Below are 25,177 nucleotides of genomic sequence, written 5' to 3'. Positions count from 1 at the left end.
TGGACAATACGCGGGCCGCAGGGCGTCGTCGCGCATGTCAGGACTCGCGATGCAGACGGTATTCGGCGCTGCGCGCGTGCGCCTGCAGTCCTTCGCCGTAGGCCAATTCCGCGGCGATCTCGCCAAGCATGCGGGCCCCGCCCTCGCTCACTTCGATCAGGCTGGAACGCTTGATGAAGTCGTACACGCCCAGCGGCGACGAGAACCGCGCCGTGCGCGACGTAGGCAGCACATGGTTGGGACCGGCGCAGTAATCGCCCAGGCTCTCGCTCGTGAACTTGCCGAGGAAGATCGCGCCGGCATGGCGAATCTTGTCGCCCCACTGCTGCGGGGTTTCGGCCGAAATCTCGAGGTGCTCCGGTGCGATCACGTTGGCGATTTCGCACGCTTCGGTCATGTCGCGCACCTTGATCAGCGCGCCACGGCCTCGCAACGAGGCGGCAATCACTTCGCGGCGCGGCATCTCGTCGATCTGGCGCTCCAGCGAGGCGTGCACGCGCGCGATATAAGCGGCGTCCGGGCACAGCAGAATCGACTGCGCGAGTTCGTCGTGTTCGGCCTGCGAGAACAGGTCCATGGCGACCCAGTCGGGATCGGTCGTGCCGTCGCAGATGACGAGGATTTCGGACGGCCCGGCGATCATGTCGATGCCGACGGTGCCAAACACGCGGCGCTTGGCGGCGGCCACGAAAGCGTTGCCCGGGCCGACGATCTTGTCGACGGCCGGCACCGTCGCGGTGCCATAGGCCAGCGCGGCGACCGCCTGTGCGCCGCCGATAGTGAACACGCGGTCCACCCCGGCGATTTGCGCAGCGGCAAGCACCAGCGGGTTCTGCACGCCATCCGGCGTGGGCACCACCATAACGATCTCTTTCACCCCCGCCACGCGCGCCGGAATGGCGTTCATCAGCACCGACGACGGATAAGCCGCCTTGCCGCCCGGCACATAGATGCCCACGCGATCGAGCGGCGTAACCTTCTGGCCCAGCACCGTGCCGTCCGGCTCGGTGTACTGCCAGCTATGGCTGCCGCACTCGATGCGCTGCTTCTCGTGATAGGCACGCACGCGGGCGGCCGCGGCTTCGAGCGCCGCGCGACGCTTCGGCTCGAGGCTCTCGAGCGCCGCCGCCAGCGCTTCAATGGGCAGCTCCAGCGCCGCCATGCCGGGTGCGCTCAGTCGGTCGAACTTGTTGGTGTATTCGATGACGGCCGCATCGCCGCGCGCCTTCACGTCGGCGAGAATGTCGGCCGCCGCACGATCGATGGCGGCGTCTTCGCTCGCCTCGAACGCCAGAACATCGCGAAGCTGCGCCGCGAAGCCTTCGGCGGAGGAATCGAGTTTGCGAATATCGAGTTTCATGCTGTTTGCCGGGACGCCCGCTCGAAGGCATCCAGAATAGGCTGCAACGACTCGCGCTTCAACTTGAGTGCAGCCTGATTGATCACGAGGCGGGAGGAGATCTCCATGATCTCTTCCACTTCCACCAGATTGTTGGCCCGCAGCGTGCCGCCGGTGCTCACCAGATCGACAATCGCGTCGGCCAGACCCACGAGCGGGCCCAGCTCCATCGAGCCGTACAGCTTGATCAAGTCGACGTGCACACCCTTGGCCGCAAAGTGCTCGCGCGCCGTCTGCACGTACTTGGTCGCCACGCGCAAACGTGCCCCTTGACGTACGGCATTCGCGTAATCGAAGCCCTTCGGTACAGCAACAGACATGCGGCAACGCGCAATGTTCAAATCGATTGGCTGATACAGACCGCCGCCGCCGTGTTCGATGAGCACGTCCTTGCCGGCCACGCCGAAGTCGGCGGCACCATATTGCACGTAGGTCGGCACGTCGGTCGCGCGCACGATGATGACCTGCAGGTTCGGATCCGTCGTCGGCAGAATCAGCTTGCGGGAGGTCTCGGGGTCTTCCGTGACTTCGATACCGGCGGCCGCCAGCAACGGCAGCGTCTCGGTAAAGATACGCCCTTTCGAGAGCGCCAGCGTCAGCGGTTGAGCGAGCGGCTGGACGGGCTTGGCGGAACTCATGCAATCTCTCCCTGGCGCGATTCGACGCGCCGGATTTGCGCGCCCACGGCGCACAACTTGGCCTCGATGCGATGATAGCCGCGATCGAGGTGATGAATACGGTCGACGAGCGTGCGGCCCTCGGCCGTCAGACCCGCGACGATCAGGCTGGCGGAAGCGCGCAGGTCGGTCGCCATCACATGCGCACCCGACAGGCGATTCACGCCGGAAATCCGCGCCGTGTTGCCGTCGATGCCAATGTTCGCGCCCAGACGCGTTAACTCCTGCACGTGCATGAAGCGGTTCTCGAAGATCGTTTCGACGACCTGCGACGCCCCTTCGGCAACGCAATTCAACGCCATGAACTGGGCCTGCATGTCGGTCGGGAACGCCGGATATTCCGACGTTCGGAAACTGACCGCCCGCGCGCGCCGATCCATCGTCACGCGCAGCCAATCCGCGCCGGCCGTCACGTTTGCGCCGGTTTCGCGCAACTTCTCGATCACCGCGTCGAGGGTGCCCGGCACAACGCGATGCAGCGTGATATCGCCACGCGTCGCCACCGCCGCGCATAGGAACGTGCCGGCTTCGATCCGATCGGGCACAACATCGTGTGTCGCGCCCGACAGGCGCGGCACGCCCGTCACGACCAGACGATCGGTGCCGATGCCGTCGATCTTCGCGCCCATCTTCACGAGCAGCTCGGCAAGGTCCGTCACTTCGGGTTCGCGGGCGGCGTTGGCCAGCACCGTAACGCCGTCGGCCAGCGTGGCCGCCATGAGCAGGTTTTCGGTGCCAGTGACGGTGATCATGTCGGTCACGAGCGTCTCGCCACGCAGACGTGTTGCCTTGGCGACGATGTCGCCGTGCGTCAGCGTGATTTCGGCGCCCATCTTCTGCAGGCCCTTGATGTGCTGATCGACAGGTCGCGCCCCGATCGCACACCCGCCCGGCAGCGACACGCGCGCCTCGCCGCAACGGGCCAGCAGGGGGCCGAGCACGAGAATCGACGCGCGCATGGTCTTTACGAGCTCGTAGGGGGCCGCCGGCTCGGTGATCTGCGACGCATCGAGCGTCACGGATTCGCCGTGACGCTCGACCTTCACGCCCATGCGTGCGAGCAGCGTCAGCATGGTGCGCACGTCGTGCAGATCGGGCACGTTACCGAGCACCACCGGCTCGGCCGTCAGCAGGCACGCACACAGGATCGGCAGCGCCGCGTTCTTGGCGCCCGATACGGTAATCTCTCCCGCCAGCCGCTCGCCGCCCTCGATCACCAGGTGGTCTGCGGCCATGCGCTCGCCGGGGGCGGTCTCGCCGTTGCCGGCGACGCCGGCGCTTTCTTGCGTAATCCTCATTGCGCCCGATACTCCGCAGGCGTGAGGGTCTTCATGGACAACGCGTGAATTTCAGCCTTCATGCGATCGCCCAGCGCGGCGTACACGAGTTGATGGCGGGCGATGAGACGCTTGCCGTCGAACTGCTCGCTCACGATGGTCGCGTAAAAGTGCTGGCCATCGCCTTCGACGGCCACGTGCTCGCAAGCCAGACCGGCTTCGATGTACTGTTTGATTTGTTCGGGGGTAGGCAGCATGGCCGATCCTAGAGAAGTTCAGTGACGCAATTTATAACCACGGCGCAGCAAAGTCAGCGCCACGGTTGCGAGTATCAGAAAAGTCGCACCCACAACGGCAAGGCTGGTCTGCGGGGCAACGTCGGACACACCGAAGAAGCCGTAACGGAACCCGTCGATCATGTAGAAGAACGGATTGAAGTGCGAGACAGCCTGCCACAGCGGCGGCAGCGAGTGAATCGAGTAAAACACGCCCGCCAGGAACGTTGCCGGCATGATCAGGAAGTTCTGGAACGCCGCGAGTTGGTCGAACTTCTCCGCCCAAATGCCTGCGATCAGACCCAACGTGCCGAGAATCGCCGCCCCAAGGAACGCGAAGCCGACGATCCACAGCGGCGCGGCGAACGTCAGATGCGTGAACGTGACCGTGACCGCGAAGACGCCCGCGCCCACGCACAACCCACGCACGACGGCGGCGAGCACGTACGCGCCGTACATCTCCCAATGCGACAGCGGCGGCAACAGCACGAACACGAGGTTGCCCGTGATCTTGGACTGGATCAGCGACGACGAGCTGTTCGCGAACGCGTTCTGCAACACGCTCATCATCACCAGGCCCGGCACGAGGAAAGATGTGTACGTGATCTGGTCATAGACCTTCACGCGGTCTTCGAGCACGTGGCCGAAGATCATCAGGTACAGCAGCGCGGTGAGCACGGGCGCGGCCACGGTCTGGAAGCTGACCTTCCAGAAACGCAACACTTCCTTGTAGAACAGCGTGCGGAATCCGACCCATCCGCCAACCCATCCGCCGATCATGCTGCCACCTCCTGCGCGCGCGAACCGGACATGATCTGCACGAACACGTCCTCGAGATCGGCCTTCTGGATGTCGATGTCCTCAACGATGCAGCCCGCCGCCCGGCAGGTGGCGAGAATCGATTCGACTTCATCGCAGCCCGCCAGACGCAGCGCGAACTGAGGTCCGTTCGTATCCTGCGGGTCGACCAGCAACGGGCGTAGTGCGTCGGGCAGCGTGCCGTGCTTGAAGCGCAGCACGAGACGCGTGCCCGCGAAACGCTGCAGCAGCGAGGCGGTGCGCTCGAGCGCCACGACTTCGCCGCGCTTGAGCATGGCGATGCGGTCGCACAGCGCTTCCGCTTCTTCGAGATAGTGCGTGGTCAGCACGATGGTGTGGCCTTCACGGTTCAGACGCGAGATGAATTTCCAGAGCGTCTGGCGCAGTTCGACGTCGACCCCGGCGGTCGGCTCGTCAAGCACGATCACCGGCGGGCGATGCACGAGCGCCTGCGCGACGAGTACGCGCCGCTTCATGCCGCCCGAGAGCTGGCGCATGTTCGCGCCGGCCTTGTCGGTCAGGTCGAGGTTCGCCATGACTTCGTCGATCCAGTCGTCGTTGCGCGTCAGGCCGAAGTAGCCGGACTGGATACGCAGCGTTTCGCGAACGGAGAAGAACGGATCGAAGACGAGTTCCTGTGGCACCACGCCGAGCTTGCGGCGAGCATTGCGGTAGTCGCGCACCACGTCGTGGCCAAGCACACTGACGCTGCCCGCATCCGCGCGCGCGAGGCCGGCGAGAATGCTGATCAGCGTGGTTTTGCCGGCACCGTTGGGACCGAGCAGACCGAAGAATTCCCCTTCTTCGATCGAAAAGCTGACGCCTTTGAGCGCCTGCAATGCCTGATAGCGTTTCTTGACGTTACGGATTTCGATGGCGGCCATGGACTGCACGCACCCGCCTTGGCGAGCGCGCCATATAGATTCTCCGGCCACGCCCGCGCGTCGGCGCAACCGCGGGGATCGCGGCAGCAGCCATATCGGCGGCGTGGGTGCCCGGATGAGGGTAACTGCCCAAAAGTCGGCAGAAAACCCCTGATTATAAAGGAAGCCGGTGGCGGCCGTGCTCACGCCCGGTCCAGCGCACCCAGGGAAACGTCGATCACGCGCGCGACGCCCGCAAGCCCCTTCGGGCCGGGTATGCGTCGCGCTCGGCCGGCGTCACCGCATTGCACATAAAAAAAGCGCCGTTGCGAGACGGCGCTTTCCTGCGGGACGGCGGCCCGGCCAGGCGAATCAGATCGAGAGCAACTGGTCGACGCCGTACACCAGCGCAAGGCTGGCCAGTCCCGCTGGCAGGTTAGTGAACGCCAACGTCGCACCACGCCGGACCGCGTGGCGGCGCAGGGCCAGCAACACGGCGAGCGCCGATGAGTCGAACTGCTTCAGCCCGGCGCAATCGATCTGGGTTTCGCCCGCGTCGATGCGATCGATGGCCTGCGCGAGGACGTCGCCGGCGGTGTCGTGCGTGAGGTCGGTCTGCAACGCGAGCATGCGCTTACTTGCCGCCGGCCAGTTGCTGGTTGCGCTGCGTCAGGAACTGAATCAAACCGTCGACGCCCGACTTGTTCACCTGCTCGGCAAACTGATTGCGGTACGTCTGGATGAGCCAGGCGCCCAGCACGTTCAGGTCATACAGTTTCCATTCGCCGCTGGCCGACTTGTACAGACGATAGTCGAGCTCGATCTGCTGACCGTTGTTGAGCACATCGGTATAGACCACGGCGTCGGTGTCGCCCGGCTGACCACGGAACGGCTTGTAGTTGACCTGCTGGTCACGAATCTGCGCGATGGCGCCCGCGTACGTACGCAGCAGCAGCGTCTTGAACTGCTCGGTCAGCTGCTGCCGTTGCTGCGGCGTGGCGGTGCGCCATGCGGCGCCAGTCGCCAGCTGCGTTGTCTTCGCGAAGTCGGCGTGCGGCAAGATCTTCTGCTCGACCAGCTTGGTGATGCTGTTCAGATCACCCTTCTGGATGTTCGGATCGGACTTGGCGGCGGCCATCACTTCGTTCACGGTCTGCTTGACCAGAACGTCAGGGGCTTGCGCCTGGGCCACGGCGGCGCCGGCGGCGGTGTACGTCATCAAAGCCATGACGGGAATGAGCCAGAACTTCTTCATTGTGGACTTCCTCTTTCGAGTGACGGGTGTTGCGGGATTGGATACCCGTGTTGTGTCTGGAGTTCGCGAAATACCGGCAGTGTCGTGTAACAAACTGTTGCCCGACAGGCCTGCCAACGGCGCCCCGTAAGGCGGGGCGCCCTGTCATCAGGAGGCATCGATGCCTTGCGGCAGGCGACTCGCGCCGATCACCGGCGGAACGGCAATCCGCCCGGCACGATCTTGCCCGGTACGGGCGAACCTTGCGGCGCGTCCGGTTCGGCTTTGACGCCCGAGGCAGGTTCGGCTTGAACGCCTGAGGCAGGCATCGGCTGCGCGTTCGTGCCGCCAGCGCCGTCTTCCTCTTCGTAATTCGGCAACGCCGCGTTGCCCGCGGCCCCGCCATTGATCAAATACTTGCGTCGTGCCAGATAGGCATCGCGCGTGAACGAGTATGGATCGAGGGCGGCGGCTTCGAGAAGGTTCGATGCGTCGAGCAGGTTCGCTCGCGTATTCACGATGCGAACGCCGAAGATCGAGTAACTGACCCAAGTCGGATTGATATACGACGTCGGGTCGATGAACATGTTGCCGGCCATGCCGACGCTGTCGCGCACCGTGCTCGGGCCGAGCACCGGCAGCACGAGGTACGGGCCGTCAGGCAGGCCCCACTTGCCGAGCGTCACACCGAAGTCCTGGCTGTGCTTGGGCAAGCCGGCCGGCGTGGCGAAGTCGACCAGACCGCCCACACCGAGGAAGGTGTTGATCGTCAGGCGCATCAGATCCTGCACGGCAGCCGTGACTTCCAGTTGCAACAGGTTGTTGGCGAAGTTGTACACATCGCCCACGTTCGAGAAGAAGTTCGTGACCATGTCGCGCGCCGGTTGCGGCACGGCGAAGCGGTAGCCCTTGGCCACGGGCGTCATGACCGTCTTGTCGAGCGTGTCATTGAACGTGTACATCGAACGGTTGAACCCTTCGATGGGGTCGGCGGGACTCGGATTCGTGACAGTGGCGCACCCTGCCAGCGCCATCGCGCCGGCGGCCAGCACTGCCGAAGTACGGAAGCGGGTCATCTTTTTATTTTCCTTGGGTTGCCGTGGCCGCCCCAGACGCCGGCAAAGCAGCGGGTGCGGTCGATACCGGTGCGGCCGATGCCCCGCCCGGTTGGGCGCCCCCGGCATCTGCCGCCTTGTTGTACAGGAACTGGCCGATCAGATTTTCCAGCACGATTGCGGATTGCGTGAGCGTGATCGTATCACCGGCCTTGAGCATTTGATCGTCGCCGCCCGCCTCAAGCCCGATGTATTGCTCGCCGAGCAGCCCCGACGTCAGGATCTTCGCCGACGAGTCCTTCGGGAAGTGATATTGCGAATCGATGTTGAGCGTCACGTCGGCCACGTACCGCTTGTCGTCGAAGTTGATCGACGCCACGCGTCCGACCACGACGCCCGCGCTCTTGACAGGCGCTCGCGGCTTGAGGCCGCCGATGTTGTCGAAGCGCACCGTCACCGGATACGAACTCGAGAACGACAGCGAACTCATGTTGCCCACCTTGAGCGCGAGGAACAGCAGCGCTGCGAAGCCGAGAACGACGAACAGGCCAACCCAGAAGTCGAGGGGGTGTTTTTTCATTGTGTCAGTGTGCGCAATCTATCTATGTCTTGGCGGGCACGCAGGCCCGTTAGCTGAACATGAGGGCCGTGAGCAGGAAGTCGAGACCGAGTACCGCGAGCGACGCCTGCACCACCGTACGGGTAGTCGCACGCGACACGCCCTCTGGTGTCGGCTGCGCCTCGAACCCCTGATACAGGGCGATAAAGGTGACGGCAATCCCGAACACTACGCTTTTGATGACGCCGTTGGCGACGTCCGACCACACGTCCACGCCGCCTTGCATCTGCGACCAGAACGCGCCGGGGTCCACGCCGATCAACTTCACGCCGACCAGGTAACCGCCAAACACACCCACCGCCGAGAAGATGGCCGCGAGAATCGGCATGGCGATCACGCCTGCCCAGAAGCGGGGGGCCACCACGCGCGCGATCGGATCGATCGCCATCATCTCCATGGCGGTCAATTGCTCCCCCGCCTTCATCAAACCGATTTCGGCGGTGAGCGAGGTTCCGGCGCGTCCCGCGAACAGCAGTGCGGTGACCACCGGCCCCAACTCACGCACCAGCGACAGCGCCACGAGCAGACCCAGCGCCTGTTCGGATCCGTACCGGTTCAGCGTGTAATAGCCTTGCAGGCCCAGCACGAAGCCGACGAACAGGCCCGAGACCGCAATGATGACGAACGAATAGTTGCCGACGAAATGGATCTGGTCGGTCACCAGACGCGGCCGGCGCAGCATCGCCCCGCTCGACGCGAGCACGCGCCAAAACATTCGCGCACCGTACCCCAGGCGCTCTACGTGACCGCGAACAAAACTGCCGAGGGTCGTGATCATGCACGCGCTCCCATCCCAAAATCGTCCGCAAGCGGCGGCGCGGGATACTGAAATTTTACGGGCCCGTCCGGTTGCGCATCGATGAACTGGCGCACCGTCGGGTCATTCGAGGCTCGCAGCGCCTCCGGCGTCCCCTCGGCACCGATGCGCCCCTCACTAATGAAATAGATGTAGTCGGCGATGGCAAAGGTCTCCGTCACATCATGCGACACAATAATGGACGTGGCGCCCAGCGCGTCGTTGAGCTTACGGATCAGATTCGCGGTGATGCCCAACGAGATCGGGTCGAGCCCCGTGAACGGCTCGTCGTACATGATGAGGTCCGGGTCCAGCGCCATCGTGCGTGCCAGCGCCACACGTCGCGCCATGCCCCCCGAAATCTCGGCCGGCTTCATGTCGCGTGCGCCGCGCAGGCCCACGGCGTTGAGCTTCATCAGCACGAGGTCGCGAATGAGCGCATCGTCGAGCCGGGTGTGTTCGCGCAGCGGAAACGCCACGTTGTCGAACACCGTCATGTCGGTAAAGAGCGCACCGAACTGGAACAACATGCCCATGCGACGCCGCAGGCGGTACCAGCCAGCGTGATCGAGCGATGCGACATCCGTCCCGTCGAATTCGACGGTGCCACGGCTGGCATGGACGAGCCCGCCGATCAGGCGCAGCACGGTCGTCTTGCCGCAGCCGGATCCCCCCATCACCCCAACGACCTTGCCGCGGGGGAACCGCATATTCAACCCGGAAAGCACCAATCGTTCGCCATAACCAAAGCTGACGTCGCGCAATTCGAGCAAATTTTCCGGATTCGGGATAGGCACGTTTCGGGTCTTATAGTGCGGCGCAAAACGCCAATTATAGGGGGGAATGCCGATTGATGCCGCCCAACGGCGATGGACGAAATCGAGGATTGGCGCTGCCCCGCGGCATTCTACAGGGCCGGCGTCCATTCGCCTTGTCGCGCGCCGACCGGCACAACGAACAAAAAACGTAACGCCAGCAAGGACTTATCGAGACCTCGGGGTGCCGGGTGTTGCGCCGTTGCTACAATACGCCGTTTCACGCAACAAATCGTTGACCCCGATGCCGCGCACCACCCAAACGCCTTTCCGTCCCCTTCTGCCGCAAGATACGGAGAAGATCGAATTTCGGATTCGTCCGATGCAATCCTGCGATATTCCCCAAGTCCTGACGGTACAGGCAGCAGCGTATCGCGGTCCGATGCGTGAGTCGGAGGCCACATTGGCCTCACGTCATGCGCTGTCGCCGTCAACGTGTTGGGTTGCGGAGGGCACAGGGCCGACGGATACGTCCGTGGTCGGCTATCTACTGACGCACCCGTGGCGCATGGCCGCCCCGCCGCCACTGGATACCGTCCTCAAGGCCCTGCCTGACACGGCCGATTGCTGGTACGTGCACGACATGGCGCTGGCCCCACGCACGCGCGGCGCGGGCGTGGCTCGCCAACTCTACGCGGCGGCCCTGGCGGTGGCACGGTCGTCGGGATTGCGCGCGTCGGCCCTCGTGGCGGTGCAGCAATCGCAGGGGTTCTGGGCAAGCTTCGGTTATGCCGCAACGAGCGACGTCTCGCCGCAGATGGCCGCGAAGTTGTCCGGATATGGCGACGGCGCCATGTTCATGACGCGCGCGCTATAACGGGCCGCGCGCGGCAGACATCACGCGCGTTGCGCGAACGCCTGCTGCATTCCCTTCACCGCCGCCGCCACATCGACGGCCTGCGTGACGGCTCGCACCACGGCCGCGCTGGTCACCCCGGTGTCCAGCACTTGCGCGAGGTTGTCCGCATCGATGCCGCCAATGGCGACAAGCGGATAGTGCGGCGCGATGAGCTTCACGTACCGCGCCAACTTCGCGAGTCCCTGCGGGGCGGTCGCGATCACTTTGGTGGTTGTCGGAAACACGGCCCCCACGGCCAGATAGCTAGGCCGGAAGTGATGCGCCGCCAGCATCTCGTAATAGCCGTGCGTGCTGATGCCCAGGCGCATGCCGGTCGCAAACAGCGCCGCGACCTCGTCGGCGGAAAGCGCCGCCATATCCTCTTGTCCAAGGTGCACGCCATAGGCACCCGCTTGCACGGCTTCGCGCCAATGGTCGTTGATGAACCAGGCACTGTCGTGCATCACGCGCCGCGCCGCCGCCACCGTCCGTTCGATCTCCGAGCGCAGCGTCGGATCCGCGGGATCCTTGATCCGCAGCTGCACGGTGCCGACCTGAAGATCGGCCATGCGCTCGCAAGCGCCGGCATCTGGCAGCACCGGATACAGACCGAGGCGTGACGGGCAGGCCGGGAACCGGCCGGGTGACGACACTTGGCCGAGCACGACCGGGAAGGTTTCGAGCACCGTCGGCCATGCCCCGAGGGTGTCGGCATCGGCCGCGCGCGCGTGGCTGCCGTCAGTGCGCCATGCGCGCGCGAGCACGAGCGCGTCGTGCGGGGCGAATCCGCAGTCGAGGAACGCGGCGAACGCGGGGAAGAAGGCCGGATCGTCCGCGCCCGCGACACGATAAACGGCGTCGTGCGTGTACAAGGTGTCTTCCACCTGCCCCGCCGGCAACGCCCGCGAGCAAAGGACAACGGCGTGCGCCGCCCGCCATGCGTCGATCTGCACGGCGGCTTCGGTTCCGGGAGCGCCCTGCGGCGAGAGCGGCCACCAGACCACGTCCCCTGCCCCCGCGCGGTCCGGCGTCTGCGCGTGCACACGCCAACTTGGCGTAGCGGGGTCGTCCGGCCACGGCGCGAGGCGCGCGCGGATGCCGACGGCGGCCTGTTGCCATGCCGTGGCGAGGGGTGCGTCAGCCGGCAGGCATTGCACGTGAGACAGGGTGGCGCCGCCGCTATGCGTCGTCATGAAGATTCCCGGTGGGTCAGGCGGTGCGAGGTTGCGGTGGAATTCAAGCGCGTCTCCTCGGGGGTCACGCGCCCGTCTGATGCCAGAACGGCACCCCGACGACCGGGGTGCTGGCTTCGGCGCTCTCGCGCTCGGCCATCGGTCCGGCGAGCCACGCCGCGCGGCCCGCCTTGATCGCGGCGGCGAACGCGCCGGCCATCTCCACCGGCTGGGCCGCAAGCGCCACGGCCGTGTTGAGCAACACGCCGTCGAAGCCCCACTCCATCACCTGACACGCGTGCGACGGCAGACCGAGGCCGGCATCGACGATGAGCGGCGTATCCGGCAGACGGTCGCGCAGCAGTCGCAGGCCGTACGGATTGATCACGCCCTTGCCAGTGCCGATCGGTGCCCCCCAGGGCATCAGCGCCTGACAGCCGACGTCGAGCAAGCGACGGCACAGCACCAGGTCTTCCGTGCAATACGGCAGCACCTTGAAGCCGTCGCGAATCAGTTGTTCGGCGGCCGTCACCAGACCGAACGGGTCGGGCTGGAGCGTGTAGTCGTCGCCAATCAGTTCGAGCTTGATCCAGTCGGTCTCGAAGACTTCGCGCGCCATTTGCGCCGTGGTCACCGCTTCCTGCACCGAGTGGCAACCCGCTGTATTGGGCAGCACCGGCACCGCGAGACGGCGCAGCGTGTCCCAGAAATGGCCTTCCGACGCCTGCGCCCCGGTGCCCGAGAGTTGTCGGCGCAACGCCACCGTCACCATGCCCGGGCGGGCGGCGTCGATGGAATCATTGAGCGCCTGCAGCGACGGGTAGCGCGCCGTGCCGAGCAGGAAGCGACTGCCGAAGCGCGTGTCATACAGCGTGAGCGCGTCGCGCACGCTGCCTGCGGCCACGTTGGCCGATTCGGTGAATGCGTTCATGTCAGCCTCCGGCCACCGGTTGCACTACATCGATTTTGTCGCCATGCGCGAGCGCGCGGGCGGCATATTGCGTCTTGGGCACGAACTGCCCGTTGATCGCCGCGGCGAACGGCGGCTTGGCGCCGTAGGCGGCGAGCGCCTCGGCCAGCGTCGACGCCTCGGCCACGCTCAGTGTCTGTTGATTGATATGAATGTCCATTGTGTCCCTCCCCTCTCATGCCTGACGGAACAGGTCCGGCCACGGCCGGCTGGCTCGCCACATCTCCCAGTCGAACGCGTGCCCAAGGCCCACTCGCGCGCTCGTCGCTTGCATCAATGCCTGCGCCAGCGCGCACGCCTCTCCCGTGACCGCCGGCGCGAGCAAATAACCGTGCCGGTACAAACCGTTCACGCGCAGCACCCGTGCACCGTCCCACTGGACGCGCGGCAGATGGTCGGGCAATGCCGGACGGCAGTTGACATTGAGCTCGACAATGCGCGCCTCGCCGAACGCCGGGTTCAGCGAATGGGCCGCCGAGAGCAGTTCGAGCGCGGAGCGCACGGTCATCGGCGACATATCTTCCGACTCGAGTTCGGTCGCGCCGATCACATACAGGTCGTTTTCCTTGGGCGCGATATAGATCGGATAGCGCGGATGCAGCAACCGCACCGGCCGGCGCAGCCCAATGCCCGGCGCGTGAATTCGCACCACCTCACCCCGCACACCGCGCAATTGCGTGAGCGCGGTGCGCGCACCCAGCCCGCGGCAATCGATGACCAGACCGGCGTCCGGATACGCGCCCTCGGCGATCTCGGTATGCCAATGCAGCGCCGCCCCCGCCTTCGCAAGACCCGCCGCCAGCGCGCGCAACAGTTGCCGGTTGTCGAGCTGGCCCTCGTTCGGCAGCCACCAGCCTTCCTGAAAGCGTCCGGCCAGCGCCGGCTCGACCTCGGCCAATTGCGCGCCCGACACGCGGCGCACACCCTCGCGCAGCAAGGCCGGCGGGGCATTGGCGCGCATGCGTCGGTCGAACATCACCGCCTCGGCGCGATCGGGCTGGTGCCACACGATCAGCGTGCCGTTGCGTTGGAAGAAGACGTGTTCGGGCAGGCCGTCGATCAATGCCGGCCAGCGCCCCAGGCCGACGGCGCCCATCTCGACGATGCTCGGCTCGGCCACGGCGGCTTCGGCCAAGGGCGCGAGCATGGCCGCTGCCACCCATCCGGCAGCCGACGACCCGTCGGCATCGCCACGCTCGTAGAGCGCCACGCGTGCGCCGGCACGAATCAGTTGCCACGCCAGAAGACGCCCGGCCAGGCCACCGCCGAGCACCGCGACGTCGGGACGCGAAGCGCAAGCGCTCATACGCGTTTTGCCGCGCAAGCCGGGACGGCGCGCAGGCACTCGAAAGCAGGCAACGATAGACTCGCGAGCGGAATCTCGGAAGTCGTTGCGGCGAAAACCGCAGGGACAAGCGCAGGAATCTGCGGAAGGCAGCGCATGGGGTCCTTTCCTCATGAAAGCAAAAGGACGAAACGGTGTTGAACACCTTACCCCACTGGAGGAGTCGGAAACTTCCCACGCCGGTATTACCCGGGTCGGGTGCAAAGGGTCTCTCTCAGCCCCACGTCGAATGGTTACGCATGGTCAACGCCTGCGTTCGACACGGAGCACCCCTGTTTCGCCCGCAGCCATTACAACATAGATGCCGACGCCCGTGCAAGCAGGAGCCCCGGACGGTTGCACGCGCGATGCGTCTCGTTTTTTGATGAATCCCCCGAGCCGTGTAACCCCACGTAAACTGAAAACCGACGTGACAAGCGCCCCGATCCGGAAATCGTGCAACGCACCCGCCGGAACTGCGGTCAAATGGGCCGTCGATCCTAATAACACGTTGCATTTCCGCGGCAACCCCGCCAGACGATCATGGCCCACACGCCGATGTCTTCACCGCCTCCCGAGGCGCCGTCTCCCGGCAACACGGCCGCCCCGGCCCCCAAGCCACCGAAGCACCCCACCGCATGGCAGTTGATCCGGCCCTACTGGGCGTCGGAGAAGCGCTGGGAGGGCCGTCGGTTGCTCGCACTCGTCGTGGCGCTCAATCTTGCCGTGGTGTTCATCAACGTACGACTGAATGCGTGGAACGCCGGCTTTTATGACGCCCTCGACAAGCGCGATTGGCCTGTCTTCAAGTCGTCGCTGCTCGAATTCGCGGTACTCGCGTTCAGTTTCATCGTTATCGCGACCTTCCGTACCTACTTTCGCCAGATGCTCGAAATCCGCTGGCGGCAGTGGGTGACCGATGCCAACCTGTCGAAGTGGTTCTCGCATCAGGCCTATTACCGCATTGAGCGCGACCATCTGGCGGACAACCCGGACCAACGTATTTCGGAAGACATCCGCACGCTGGTCAGCTCATCGCTGGCGCTGTCGCTCGATTTGCTCACGACGCTGGTCTCGCTGTTTTCGTTCATCACCATTCTCTGGACGATCTCGGGCGCCGTGTCATTTGTGCTGGGCGGCATGAACGTGACGATTCCCGGCTACATGGTCTGGGTCGCGGCGCTCTACGCCCTGGTGGGATCGTTCTTCATCTTCAAGGTCGGCCGGCCGCTCGTGGGGCTGAGCTATCGGCAGCAGCAGGTGGAAGCGGATTTCCGCTTTCTGCTGGTGCGTCTGCGCGAGTCGGCGGAGCAGGTCGCGCTCTATCGCGGCGAAGGGGCTGAATTGTCGCGACTGACGTCGGCCTTCGGGGCCGTGCGCGACAACTGGTGGCAGATCATGGTCGTGACGAAACGGCTGATCTTCGCGAATTCGATCTACGGGCAGATCGCCATCGTGTTCCCGATCATGGCGGCCGCGCCGCGCTATTTCGCCGGGGCGTTCACGCTCGGCGTGCTCATGCAGATCATCGGTGCGTTCGGGCAAGTGAGCGACGGTTTTTCGTGGTTCGTGAACAGCTTCTCGACGTTGGCCGACTGGAAAGCGACGATCAACCGGCTGCGCGAATTCACGCGCGTCATCGACGCACCGCCGCAAGCACCGAGCACCGGTGGCATTGCGCTCGTGAAGGCCGCCCATTCGCCCTCGGCAGCCTTCACGGCCACCGATCTTCGCCTCGCGCTCCCTGACGGTGCGCCGCTCGCGGTCGCCGGGTCGTTTGCCTTCGCGCCTGGCTCGCGCTGGCTCATCCGTGGCCGCTCAGGCTGCGGCAAGAGCACCATGCTGCGCGCGTTTGCCGGCCTGTGGCCGTTCGGCAGCGGACGCATCGAAGTTCCCGCCGACGCCCGCGTGCTGTTCCTGTCGCAACAAAGCTATTTGCCGATCGACACACTGAAGGCGGCCCTGGCCTTTCCTTCGCATGCCGATACTTTTACCGACGACGAATGCCGAGACGTGCTGAGTGCCGTCAACCTCGGGCAGTATCGTGACGAGTTATTGACCGTCGCTCACTGGGCTCGCCGCTTGTCCGGCGGCGAGCAACAACGACTCGCCACCGCGCGCGCCTTGCTGCAAAAGCCGAATTATCTGTTCCTCGACGAAGCGACCAGTGCGCTCGACGTGGAAACCGAGGAGGCGGTGTATGAAGCGCTGCATGCGCGCCTACCGAGCACCACGATGGTCAGCGTGGCCCATCGGGAAACGCTCGGCCGCTTCCATCAACACACCATGACGCTGCATGCCGCGGGCGACGTCGCGCCGCCACGGGTGGTCGACGCGGCCTAGCCGGCATAAGGCACCTCCGGCAATCCCTGCACACCGCAACGCACGGCCAACACATGGCCGTCGTGTTCGGTCGCGCCGGTTGCCGGACGAATCGACGTAACAAACAACGTGTCGAAATCGCGCCCGCCGAACGCGCACATCGACGGCTTCGACACCGGCAACACGATCTCGCGGTCCAGCACGCCCGCGGGCGTGAAGCGTAGCAAGCGGCTGCCGTCGTTGGCGCACGTCCAGTAAGCGCCGTCGGCATCGACGGCCGCGCCGTCTGGGCGGCCCGGATAGTCATGCATGTCGACGAACAGCCGCTGCCCGCTGATCGCCCCGCTATCGGCGTCGAAGTCGAACGCCCACACGCGACGGCGCGTCGGATGCGAATCGCTCAGGTACATCGTGCGGCTGTCCGGCGAGAAGCCCAAACCGTTCTGCGTCACCAGGCCCTCGACGAGCGGCGCCGACAGACGGCCCTGCGCGTCGAAACAGAAGAGCGCGCCTGCGTCGCTCGCGAGCGACATGTCCTGCACCATGGTGCCGGCCCAGAAGCGGCCCTGCCGATCGCAGCGTCCGTCGTTGAAGCGCATGCCCGGCAACGGGAACACCGGCGCGGCCAGTCGCTGCCAATCAGATGGTGCAAGCGTGCCCGGCAGCCCCAGTCGCGCCGCGAACAGCCCGGTTTCGCAGCCCGCCAGCAACATGCCCGAGGCGTCGAAGGTAAAGCACGCGATCTGCTCGGGGAATGTCCATTGCCGATGATCGCCGTCGGCGGGCGTTACGCGATGCAGTTGCTTCGCGGGGATGTCCACCCAGTAGAGCGCCTGCTCGTCGGCGCGCCACAATGGGCTCTCGCCAACGGCATGAGGCGCCTGTCGCGACGGCTCAAGCCGTTCGATCGATACCGTCATGCCTTGGGTTCCATCGGACCCAGCAGTACGAACGGTCCGCCTTGGTAGCGCTGCGTCACATCGTCCATGCGCGGATCGGGCGCCTGCGCCGGAAACAGGCCGGCGAATTCCGCCGAGCTGTCTTGCGCTCGGAAGCCAAGAAACGCGGCCTTCGTATTGTCGACCCACAGCGTCGGGTTGTTCGACACGCCGTAGACGATGGCATGGCCCACGCGATTCGTGAACAACGAGCAGCGCACGAGTTCGACGAAATCGCGATAGCTCAGGTATGTCACCATCATGCGCGGATTCTTCGGCTGCTCGAACGACGAGCCGATGCGCAGGCACACGGTCTCCAGACCGAAGCGATCGAAGTAGTAGCGGGACAGGTCTTCACCGAAACATTTCGAGATACCGTACATGCTGTCCGGACGGTGCGGCGCGTCGACATCGAGCACTTCCGTCACGGGATGGAAACCCACCGCATGATTCGAGCTGGCGTAGACGATGCGCTTCACCCCCTGCTTCTGCGCCGCGCTATAGACGTTGTACATGCCTAGAATATTGGCTTGCATGATGTCGTCGAACGGCGCCTCGACGGAGATGCCGCCCAGGTGCACCAGCGCGTCGACGCCTTCGAGCAGCGCGTGCACGGCGGCGCGGTCCGCGAGGTCGACCTGCATGGCTTCTTCGTGCGGCGCATCGGCCGTGAGCGGCACGATGTCGCTCACGCGCACGATATCCGCCCACTCGGCGAGCTTGCCGCGCAGTTGTTTGCCAAGATTGCCCGCTGCGCCGGTCAGCAGCAGACGACGGAAGGGTTTGCCGGATGTCTGGCTCATATCAGTCCTTGTTCATCGGTAGATCGCAGGGCATGCGACGACGCCTTGCCACAACAAACCCGGCGCCGCGTCGGCGCGCTCGACGCTCATCGCGAACGTGGGGGTCGCATGGAGAGGCATCCTACGTCAGACGATGTACGATGACAATGGTCAATTGGTCGGTTTACGGAGAATCCCTAGTATTTCGCTCGATGCCTCTTATCGACGTTATAAGCCTTGTATTCATTGGCACCCACCAATGCCAGGAATGTTTTCCTGAAGGCCAATAATGCAAGATCGACCGTGTCATACGACATCCTATATTTATCGATCTTGTGCATTTCCCGGCCGCCCGAATACCGTGCAAACGAAGACATGCAAAGCGATCGGGCAAGAAAAAACCGCCCGGACGTTGTCGCCCGGACGGTTTCTTCACGGCAACGCAGAGACCTACCTCCGCGCCCCTCCTCTCAACCCCGTATTTGTGGTTTTGGCAGGCATTACCCTCTCACGCGCTCAGCGCGGCAGTTCCGAGTAGCCCATGAGGAACTCGTCCACCGCACGGGCGCACTGACGGCCTTCGCGAATCGCCCACACCACCAGCGACTGACCGCGACGCACGTCGCCGGCCGCGAACACCTTCGGCAGGTTCGTCGTGTAGGCGCGCTCGCCTTCGGTCGAGGCACGCACGTTGCCGCGCGCGTCCTTGTCCACGCCGAACGCGTCGAGCACGGTCTGCAACGGCGACACAAAGCCCATCGCGAGCAACACCAGATCGGCCTTGAGCTCGAATTCCGAGCCCGGTACTTCCTGCATCTTGCCGTCCTTCCATTCGAGACGCACGGCGATCAGCTTCTCGACCTTGCCGTTTTTGCCTTCGAAGCGCTTCGTTGCCACCGACCAGTCGCGCTCGCAACCCTCTTCGTGGCTCGAAGATGTACGCAGCTTGGTCGGCCAGTACGGCCATACCATCGGCTTATTTTCCTGCTCGGGCGGCTGCGGCAGCAGTTCGAACTGCGTCACGCTCTTTGCGCCGTGACGGTTCGACGTGCCCACGCAATCGGAGCCGGTGTCGCCACCGCCGATCACGATCACGTGCTTGCCCGTGGCCAGCAACTGATTGGCCAGCTTGTCGCCCGCATTGACCTTGTTTTGCTGCGGCAGGAATTCCATCGCGAAATGGATGCCTTCCAGCTCGCGCCCCGGCACCGGCAGATCACGCGGCTGTTCTGCACCGCCCGCGATCACCACGGCGTCGAACTGCGCCTGCAACTGCTCCGGCGAGATCGTCTCTTTGGAGAAGTTGTTGACGTGCGCTTCCGGCGCGTCCTTGCCGACGTAGACACCCGTGCGGAACGTCACGCCCTCGGCTTCCATCTGACGCATGCGGCGATCGATCAGCCACTTCTCCAGTTTGAAGTCGGGAATGCCGTAGCGCAGCAGTCCGCCCACACGGTCGTTCTTTTCGAACACGGTGACGTCGTGACCGGCACGCGCAAGTTGCTGCGCCACGGCCATGCCCGCCGGGCCCGAGCCGACGACGGCGACCGTCTTGCCGGTCTTGTGCTTCGCCGGCTGCGGCTCGACCCAACCTTCGCTCCACGCCTTGTCGATGATCGCGTGTTCGATCGACTTGATGCCCACCGCGTCGCTGTTGATATTCAGCGTACAGGCGGCTTCACACGGCGCCGGGCAGATACGGCCCGTGAACTCGGGGAAGTTGTTCGTCGAGTGCAGCACCGAGATGGCCGACTTCCAATCCTGGCGATACACCAGGTCGTTGAAGTCGGGAATGATGTTGTTGACCGGGCAACCGTTGGTGCAGAACGGAATGCCGCAGTCCATGCAGCGCGCGCCCTGCACCTTTGCCTGCTCGTCGGAGAGTGCGAGCACGAACTCCTTGTAATGCTTTACGCGTGCCAGCGGTGCTTCGTAAGACTCGCCCTGGCGCTCGAATTCGAGAAAACCTGTGACCTTGCCCATGTTTCTTCAGTCGGAAAGTTTTGTGGTTACCGTGCCTCACCCGCGCGCGGCACGCCATCGGGGCCCTCACCCCGTGGCGCCGCCGCGCTAGCGAGTTCAGGCCGCCAGTGCTTGTTTTTCGTTGGCCTTGGCCATATCGCCGAGGGCCCGCTTGTATTCGCTCGGGAACACCTTCACGAACTTGCGGCGCGCGCCGTCCCAGTCTTCGAGCAGCGCCTTGGCACGCGTTGAGCCCGTGAACTGGAAGTGACGCTCGATCAGCTCACGCAGTTGCGCCTCGTCGGTCTGGCCGCGATGCCACAATCCCTGGCTCACCGTGCGCTCCTGCTCGCCGTGCGGCAGCACCGGGTCGAGCGCGACCATCGCGGTGTTGCACTTGGCGGCGAACGTGCCGTCAGCGTCGTACACGTAGGCCACACCGCCCGACATCCCCGCCGCGAAGTTACGCCCGGTCTCACCCAACACGACCACCGTACCGCCGGTCATGTATTCGCAACCGTGATCGCCCGAGCCTTCCACCACGGCGGTGGCGCCCGAGTTCCGCACGCAGAAGCGTTCGCCTGCCACGCCATTGAAGAAGGCTTCGCCTTCGATGGCACCGATCATCACGGTGTTGCCCACGATGATGTTGTCTTCGGCGTTGCCGCGGAAGTCGTTGGTCGGACGCACGATGATGCGCCCGCCAGACAGGCCCTTGCCCACATAGTCGTTGCCGTCGCCTACCAGATCGAGCGTGATGCCGCGTGCGAGGAACGCCCCGAAGCTCTGGCCGGCCGTGCCCTTCAACTGCACGTGGATCGTGTCGTCCGGCAGGCCGTCATGGCCGTAACGCCTGGCCACTTCGCCCGAAAGCATCGCACCGACCGTACGGTTACGGTTGCGCACCGGCTGAATGAACGAGACATGCTCGCCCTTCTCGAGCGCCGGCAGCGCCTTTTCGATGAGCGCGTGATCGAGTGCGGCGGCCAGACCGTGATCTTGCGTTTCGACATGCAGACGCGGCACGTCCGCTTCCATTTCCGGCAGATGGAAGATGCGCGCGAAGTCCAGGCCCTTCGCCTTCCAGTGTTCCACGCCCGCTCGGGTGTTGAGCAGGTCAGCGCGCCCGATCAGATCGTCGAACTTCGAGATGCCCAGTTGCGCCATGATTTCGCGCACTTCTTCGGCCACGAAGAAGAAGTAATTGACCACGTGCTCCGGCTTGCCCTGGAATTTCTTGCGCAACACCGGGTCTTGCGTCGCCACGCCCACCGGGCAGGTGTTCAGGTGGCACTTGCGCATCATGATGCAGCCCTCGACGACGAGCGGCGCCGTCGCGAAGCCGAATTCGTCGGCACCCAGCAGTGCGCCGATCACCACGTCGCGACCGGTCTTCATCTGACCGTCGGCCTGCACACGGATACGACCGCGCAAGCGATTGAGCACCAGCGTCTGTTGCGTCTCGGCCAGGCCCAGCTCCCACGGCGTGCCGGCGTACTTCACCGACGACAGCGGCGAAGCGCCCGTGCCACCGTCGTGACCGGCGATCACCACGTGATCGGCCTTGGCCTTCGCGACACCGGCGGCGACCGTCCCCACGCCCACCTCGGACACGAGCTTCACCGAGATCGACGACGAGGCGTTCACGTTCTTCAGATCGTGGATGAGTTGCGCCAGATCTTCAATCGAGTAGATGTCGTGGTGCGGGGGCGGCGAAATCAGGCCGACGCCCGGCACCGAGTAACGCAGCTTGCCGATGTATTCGGTCACCTTGTGACCCGGCAACTGACCGCCTTCGCCCGGCTTCGCACCCTGCGCCATCTTGATCTGGATCTGATCGGCCGAGACCAGATAGTCGGCCGTCACGCCGAAGCGGCCCGAGGCCACCTGCTTGATCTTCGAGCGCAGCGAATCGCCGTCCTGGAGTTCGATATCGGCCTCGATGACGTCGTGCCCCACGATCGATGCGAGCGATTCGCCCTTCTTGATCGGAATTCCCTTCAGCTCGTTGCGATAACGGCGCGCATCTTCGCCGCCCTCGCCCGTGTTCGACTTGCCGCCGATACGGTTCATGGCAACGGCCAGCGTGGCGTGCGCTTCGGTCGAGATCGAGCCGAGCGACATGGCACCGGTGGCGAAACGCTTCACGATGTCCTTGGCCGACTCAACCTGATCGAGCGGAATCGCGCGCTGCGGATCGACGCGGAACTCGAACAGACCGCGCAACGTCATGTGACGCTTGCTCTGGTCGTTGATGAGGTTCGCGTATTCCTTGTACGTCTGGTACGAGTTCGAACGGGTCGAGTGCTGGAGCTTGGCGATGGCGTCCGGCGTCCACATATGGTCTTCGCCACGAATGCGGAACGCGTACTCGCCACCGGCGTCGAGCATATTTGCGAGCACCGGGTTGTCGCTGAAGGCGTCGCGATGCAGACGCACCGCTTCCTCGGCCACTTCGAAAATGCCGATACCGCCGACGTTCGACGCCGTGCCCTGGAAGTACTTCTTGACCAGTTCCTGCGACAAGCCGATGGCTTCGAAGATCTGCGCGCCGGTGTACGACATGTACGTCGAGATGCCCATCTTCGACATGACCTTGTGCAGGCCCTTGCCGACCGCCTTGACGAAGTGCTTGACCGCCTTCTCGGGCGTGAGGTCGCCGCCTTGCTTGCGGGCGATCTGTGCGAGCGTCTCCATCGCGAGGTACGGGTGAACGGCTTCCGCGCCGTAGCCCGCGAGCAATGCGAAGTGGTGCACTTCGCGCGCCGAACCGGTTTCGACCACGAGGCCGGTGCTCGTGCGCAGACCTTGCGCGACCAGATGCTGGTGCACGGCCGAGGTCGCGAGCAACGCCGGGATGGCGACTTGTTCGCGATTCGTCAGGCGGTCCGACACGATGAGGATGTTGTAGCCCGACTTCACCGCGTCAACGGCTTCGGCGCACAGCGACGCGAGGCGCGCTTCAATGCCTTCCTTGCCCCACGCGACCGGATAGCAGATGTTCAGCTCGTACGAGCGGAATTTGCCCCCGGTGTACTTGTCGATGTGACGGATCTTCGCGATTTCCTTGAAGTCCAGCACCGGCTGCGACACTTCAAGACGCATCGGCGGGTTGATGTTGTTCGTGTCGAGCAGGTTCGGCTTCGGGCCGATGAACGACACCAGCGACATCACCATGTTCTCGCGGATCGGATCGATCGGCGGGTTCGTCACCTGGGCGAACAACTGGCGGAAGTAATGATAGAGCGTCTTGCTCTTGTTGCTCATGACCGCGAGCGGGCTGTCGTTGCCCATCGAGCCCACGGCTTCTTCGCCGTTGATCGCCATCGGCGTCATCAGCAGCTTCACTTCTTCCTGCGTGTAGCCGAACGCCTGCTGCAAGTCGAGCAGCGGCGTGGCCGAATCGTGATGCGCGCTGGCCTCTTCGACCTTCGGCTCGATCTCGTCGAGCTTGATGCGCACGGCGTCGATCCAGCTCTTGTACGGCTTCGCGTTGGCGAGGTTGTCCTTGAGTTCCTTGTCGTCGATGATGCGGCCCTGCTCCATGTCGATCAGGAACATCTTGCCCGGCTGCAGGCGCCACTTCTTGACGATCTTCGACTCGGGAATCGGCAGCACGCCCGATTCCGAGGCCAGGATGACCATGTCGTCGTCGGTAATCACGAAGCGCGCCGGACGCAGACCGTTACGGTCGAGCGTCGCGCCGATCTGACGACCGTCGGTGAAGGCGATGGCGGCGGGGCCGTCCCACGGCTCCATCATCGCGGCGTGATACTCGTAGAACGCGCGGCGATTGTCGTCCATCAGTGTGTGCTGCTCCCAGGCTTCCGGGATCATCATCATCACGGCGTGGGCAAGCGGATAACCGGCCATCGTGAGCATTTCGAGGCAGTTGTCGAACGATGCGGTGTCCGACTGGCCCGGGTAGATCAGCGGCCACAGCTTCTGCAGATCGTCGCCGAGCACGGCCGACGAGATCGCGCCCGTGCGGGCGTTGATCCAGTTGACGTTGCCCTTGACGGTGTTGATTTCACCGTTGTGCGCGACCATGCGGTACGGGTGCGCCAGTTCCCATGCGGGGAACGTGTTGGTCGAGAAACGCTGGTGAACGAGGGCGAGCGCGGAGACGGTGCGCGGATCGGCCAGGTCGCGGTAGTAGCGCCCCACCTGATCGCACAGCAGCAGCCCCTTGTAGACGATCGTGCGTGCCGACATCGACGGCACGAAGTATTCCTTGCCGTGCTTGAGCTTGAGCGCCTGAATGCGATGGCTTGCCGTCTTGCGAATGACGTAGAGCTTACGCTCGAGGGCATCCGTCACCATGATGTCCTGCCCACGGCCGATGAAGATCTGACGAATCACCGGTTCCGTCGCCTTCACGTTGGGCGACATCGGCATGTCGCGATCGATCGCGACGTCGCGCCAGCCCAGCACGACTTGCCCCTCGGCCTTCACGGTCCGCTCGAGTTCCTGTTCGCAGGCCAGACGCGACGCGTGTTCCTTCGGCAGAAAGATCATGCCGACACCGTATTCGCCGGCCGGCGGCAGGGTCACGCCTTGCCGGGCCATCTCTTCGCGGTAGAACTGATCGGGGATCTGGAGCAGGATGCCGGCCCCGTCGCCCATCAACGGGTCGGCGCCCACGGCGCCCCGGTGATCGAGGTTTTCGAGAATCTTCAGGCCCTGCTCGACGATGGCATGACTCTTCACGCCCTTGATGTGGGCCACGAAGCCGACGCCGCAGGCGTCATGTTCGTTGGCCGGGTCGTACATGCCCTGAGCGTCCGGCGCCAAGTACGCCTCACCCGGCATCGCTACGGCCGCTGCAATCGGTTGCTGTTTCTTTTCCACGAGTTACACCGTCTCTTGGCGAGGTCGCCGCGCGCATGCTCGTCGCGCTCGACCGGGTTAAGTGGGGGTGGCCGGGTGGGCCAGGACTGCGGATTCGCGCGCGTCGAAGGTCGTTCTTGGGCGTCGCCACAGGGAGCCAACTCAGCGCGCACGCTTTTGCGCATCGCACCAATCGGCCGAAGTTGGAAT

22 protein-coding genes and 1 riboswitch are annotated in these 25,177 nt (G+C 64.4%); of the genes, 2 read left to right on the top strand and 20 right to left on the bottom strand.

Translation table 11 applies throughout. The features are described 5' to 3' along the window. Positions 1–37: 37 nt before the first annotated feature. The 12 genes from hisD to PCE31107_RS17670 form a co-directional block, all read right to left on the bottom strand. On the bottom strand, positions 38–1,360 hold the full coding sequence (gene hisD / locus PCE31107_RS17725; protein ID WP_150610069.1) for a histidinol dehydrogenase: 1,323 nt from the start codon (positions 1,358–1,360) through the stop codon (positions 38–40). Beyond that, a complete protein-coding gene (gene hisG / locus PCE31107_RS17720; protein WP_150610068.1) occupies positions 1,357–2,037 on the bottom strand; it encodes an ATP phosphoribosyltransferase in 681 nt (226 codons plus the stop codon). Before hisG ends, hisD begins: the two co-directional genes overlap by 4 nt. Then, positions 2,034–3,311 (bottom strand): UDP-N-acetylglucosamine 1-carboxyvinyltransferase, encoded by a 1,278-nt coding sequence (gene murA / locus PCE31107_RS17715; RefSeq protein WP_246181877.1) that lies wholly within the window; start codon positions 3,309–3,311, stop codon positions 2,034–2,036. The genes hisG and murA overlap by 4 nt, the downstream gene beginning before the upstream one ends. Before the next feature lie 59 nt (positions 3,312–3,370). Further along, positions 3,371–3,610: a BolA family protein gene (locus tag PCE31107_RS17710; protein WP_017231786.1), complete on the bottom strand. Its 240-nt coding sequence runs from the start codon at positions 3,608–3,610 to the stop codon at positions 3,371–3,373. An 18-nt stretch (positions 3,611–3,628) separates the two neighbouring features. Continuing rightward, positions 3,629–4,408 carry an ABC transporter permease gene (locus PCE31107_RS17705; RefSeq protein WP_130027399.1) on the bottom strand — a complete coding sequence of 260 codons (780 nt, stop codon included), beginning with the start codon at positions 4,406–4,408 and terminating at the stop codon, positions 3,629–3,631. After that, positions 4,405–5,331 (bottom strand): ABC transporter ATP-binding protein, encoded by a 927-nt coding sequence (locus PCE31107_RS17700; RefSeq protein ID WP_130027400.1) that lies wholly within the window; start codon positions 5,329–5,331, stop codon positions 4,405–4,407. The genes PCE31107_RS17705 and PCE31107_RS17700 overlap by 4 nt, the downstream gene beginning before the upstream one ends. A 351-nt stretch (positions 5,332–5,682) precedes the next feature. Beyond that, on the bottom strand, positions 5,683–5,940 hold the full coding sequence (locus PCE31107_RS17695) for an STAS domain-containing protein (protein ID WP_017231783.1): 258 nt from the start codon (positions 5,938–5,940) through the stop codon (positions 5,683–5,685). A 4-nt stretch (positions 5,941–5,944) separates the two neighbouring features. After that, positions 5,945–6,565 carry an MlaC/ttg2D family ABC transporter substrate-binding protein gene (locus PCE31107_RS17690; protein WP_017231782.1) on the bottom strand — a complete coding sequence of 207 codons (621 nt, stop codon included), beginning with the start codon at positions 6,563–6,565 and terminating at the stop codon, positions 5,945–5,947. 188 nt (positions 6,566–6,753) lie between these two features. Continuing rightward, on the bottom strand, positions 6,754–7,620 hold the full coding sequence (locus tag PCE31107_RS17685) for an MlaA family lipoprotein (RefSeq protein WP_017231781.1): 867 nt from the start codon (positions 7,618–7,620) through the stop codon (positions 6,754–6,756). Between the two features lie 4 nt (positions 7,621–7,624). Further along, complete coding sequence (gene mlaD, locus PCE31107_RS17680) at positions 7,625–8,179, bottom strand: outer membrane lipid asymmetry maintenance protein MlaD (protein WP_130027401.1); 555 nt, start codon at positions 8,177–8,179, stop codon at positions 7,625–7,627. A gap of 49 nt (positions 8,180–8,228) precedes the next feature. Beyond that, positions 8,229–8,996, bottom strand: coding sequence for a lipid asymmetry maintenance ABC transporter permease subunit MlaE (gene mlaE / locus PCE31107_RS17675; protein ID WP_017231779.1), 768 nt, complete (start codon positions 8,994–8,996; stop codon positions 8,229–8,231). Next, positions 8,993–9,805, bottom strand: coding sequence for an ABC transporter ATP-binding protein (locus tag PCE31107_RS17670; RefSeq protein WP_130028001.1), 813 nt, complete (start codon positions 9,803–9,805; stop codon positions 8,993–8,995). Before PCE31107_RS17670 ends, mlaE begins: the two co-directional genes overlap by 4 nt. A 346-nt stretch (positions 9,806–10,151) precedes the next feature. Between PCE31107_RS17670 and PCE31107_RS17665 the strand changes: the two genes are divergently transcribed. Next, a complete protein-coding gene (locus PCE31107_RS17665) occupies positions 10,152–10,646 on the top strand; it encodes a GNAT family N-acetyltransferase (RefSeq protein ID WP_246181873.1) in 495 nt (164 codons plus the stop codon). Positions 10,647–10,666: 20 nt separating this feature from the next. Here the strand turns inward: PCE31107_RS17665 and PCE31107_RS17660 are convergent, their stop codons facing one another. The 4 genes from PCE31107_RS17660 to PCE31107_RS17645 form a co-directional block, all read right to left on the bottom strand. Next, positions 10,667–11,860, bottom strand: coding sequence for a thiamine phosphate synthase (locus PCE31107_RS17660; RefSeq protein ID WP_150610064.1), 1,194 nt, complete (start codon positions 11,858–11,860; stop codon positions 10,667–10,669). Between the two features lie 64 nt (positions 11,861–11,924). Beyond that, on the bottom strand, positions 11,925–12,770 hold the full coding sequence (locus PCE31107_RS17655; protein ID WP_130027404.1) for a thiazole synthase: 846 nt from the start codon (positions 12,768–12,770) through the stop codon (positions 11,925–11,927). Between the two features lies 1 nt (position 12,771). Continuing rightward, positions 12,772–12,969 carry a sulfur carrier protein ThiS gene (gene thiS, locus PCE31107_RS17650; protein ID WP_130027405.1) on the bottom strand — a complete coding sequence of 66 codons (198 nt, stop codon included), beginning with the start codon at positions 12,967–12,969 and terminating at the stop codon, positions 12,772–12,774. Positions 12,970–12,984: 15 nt separating this feature from the next. After that, positions 12,985–14,115 (bottom strand): FAD-dependent oxidoreductase, encoded by a 1,131-nt coding sequence (locus tag PCE31107_RS17645; protein ID WP_150610063.1) that lies wholly within the window; start codon positions 14,113–14,115, stop codon positions 12,985–12,987. 193 nt (positions 14,116–14,308) lie between these two features. Next, a riboswitch (TPP riboswitch) is annotated at positions 14,309–14,438 on the bottom strand. 253 nt (positions 14,439–14,691) lie between these two features. Between PCE31107_RS17645 and PCE31107_RS17640 the strand changes: the two genes are divergently transcribed. Continuing rightward, the gene (locus PCE31107_RS17640) at positions 14,692–16,476 is read left to right on the top strand and encodes an ABC transporter ATP-binding protein/permease (RefSeq protein WP_150610062.1); all 1,785 of its coding nucleotides are present in this window, start codon (positions 14,692–14,694) and stop codon (positions 16,474–16,476) included. Here the strand turns inward: PCE31107_RS17640 and PCE31107_RS17635 are convergent. The 4 genes from PCE31107_RS17635 to PCE31107_RS17620 form a co-directional block, all read right to left on the bottom strand. Continuing rightward, positions 16,473–17,375 carry an SMP-30/gluconolactonase/LRE family protein gene (locus PCE31107_RS17635; RefSeq protein ID WP_150610061.1) on the bottom strand — a complete coding sequence of 301 codons (903 nt, stop codon included), beginning with the start codon at positions 17,373–17,375 and terminating at the stop codon, positions 16,473–16,475. The genes PCE31107_RS17640 and PCE31107_RS17635 overlap by 4 nt on opposite strands. Beyond that, entirely contained in the window at positions 17,372–18,196 is an 825-nt protein-coding gene (locus tag PCE31107_RS17630) for an NAD-dependent epimerase/dehydratase family protein (protein WP_150610059.1), read from the bottom strand. The genes PCE31107_RS17635 and PCE31107_RS17630 overlap by 4 nt, the downstream gene beginning before the upstream one ends. 495 nt (positions 18,197–18,691) lie before the next feature. Continuing rightward, positions 18,692–20,158 carry a glutamate synthase subunit beta gene (locus PCE31107_RS17625; protein WP_150610058.1) on the bottom strand — a complete coding sequence of 489 codons (1,467 nt, stop codon included), beginning with the start codon at positions 20,156–20,158 and terminating at the stop codon, positions 18,692–18,694. Between the two features lie 96 nt (positions 20,159–20,254). Then, the gene (locus tag PCE31107_RS17620) at positions 20,255–24,988 is read right to left on the bottom strand and encodes a glutamate synthase-related protein (RefSeq protein ID WP_484549309.1); all 4,734 of its coding nucleotides are present in this window, start codon (positions 24,986–24,988) and stop codon (positions 20,255–20,257) included. Between the last annotated feature and the right edge of the window lie 189 nt (positions 24,989–25,177).

Origin of the sequence: Pandoraea cepalis (assembly GCF_902459625.1) — a bacterium.
Taxonomy (GTDB): domain Bacteria; phylum Pseudomonadota; class Gammaproteobacteria; order Burkholderiales; family Burkholderiaceae; genus Pandoraea; species Pandoraea cepalis.
Note: the sequence above shows the minus strand (reverse complement) of the source record. Positions and strands in the feature narration are given on the sequence as shown.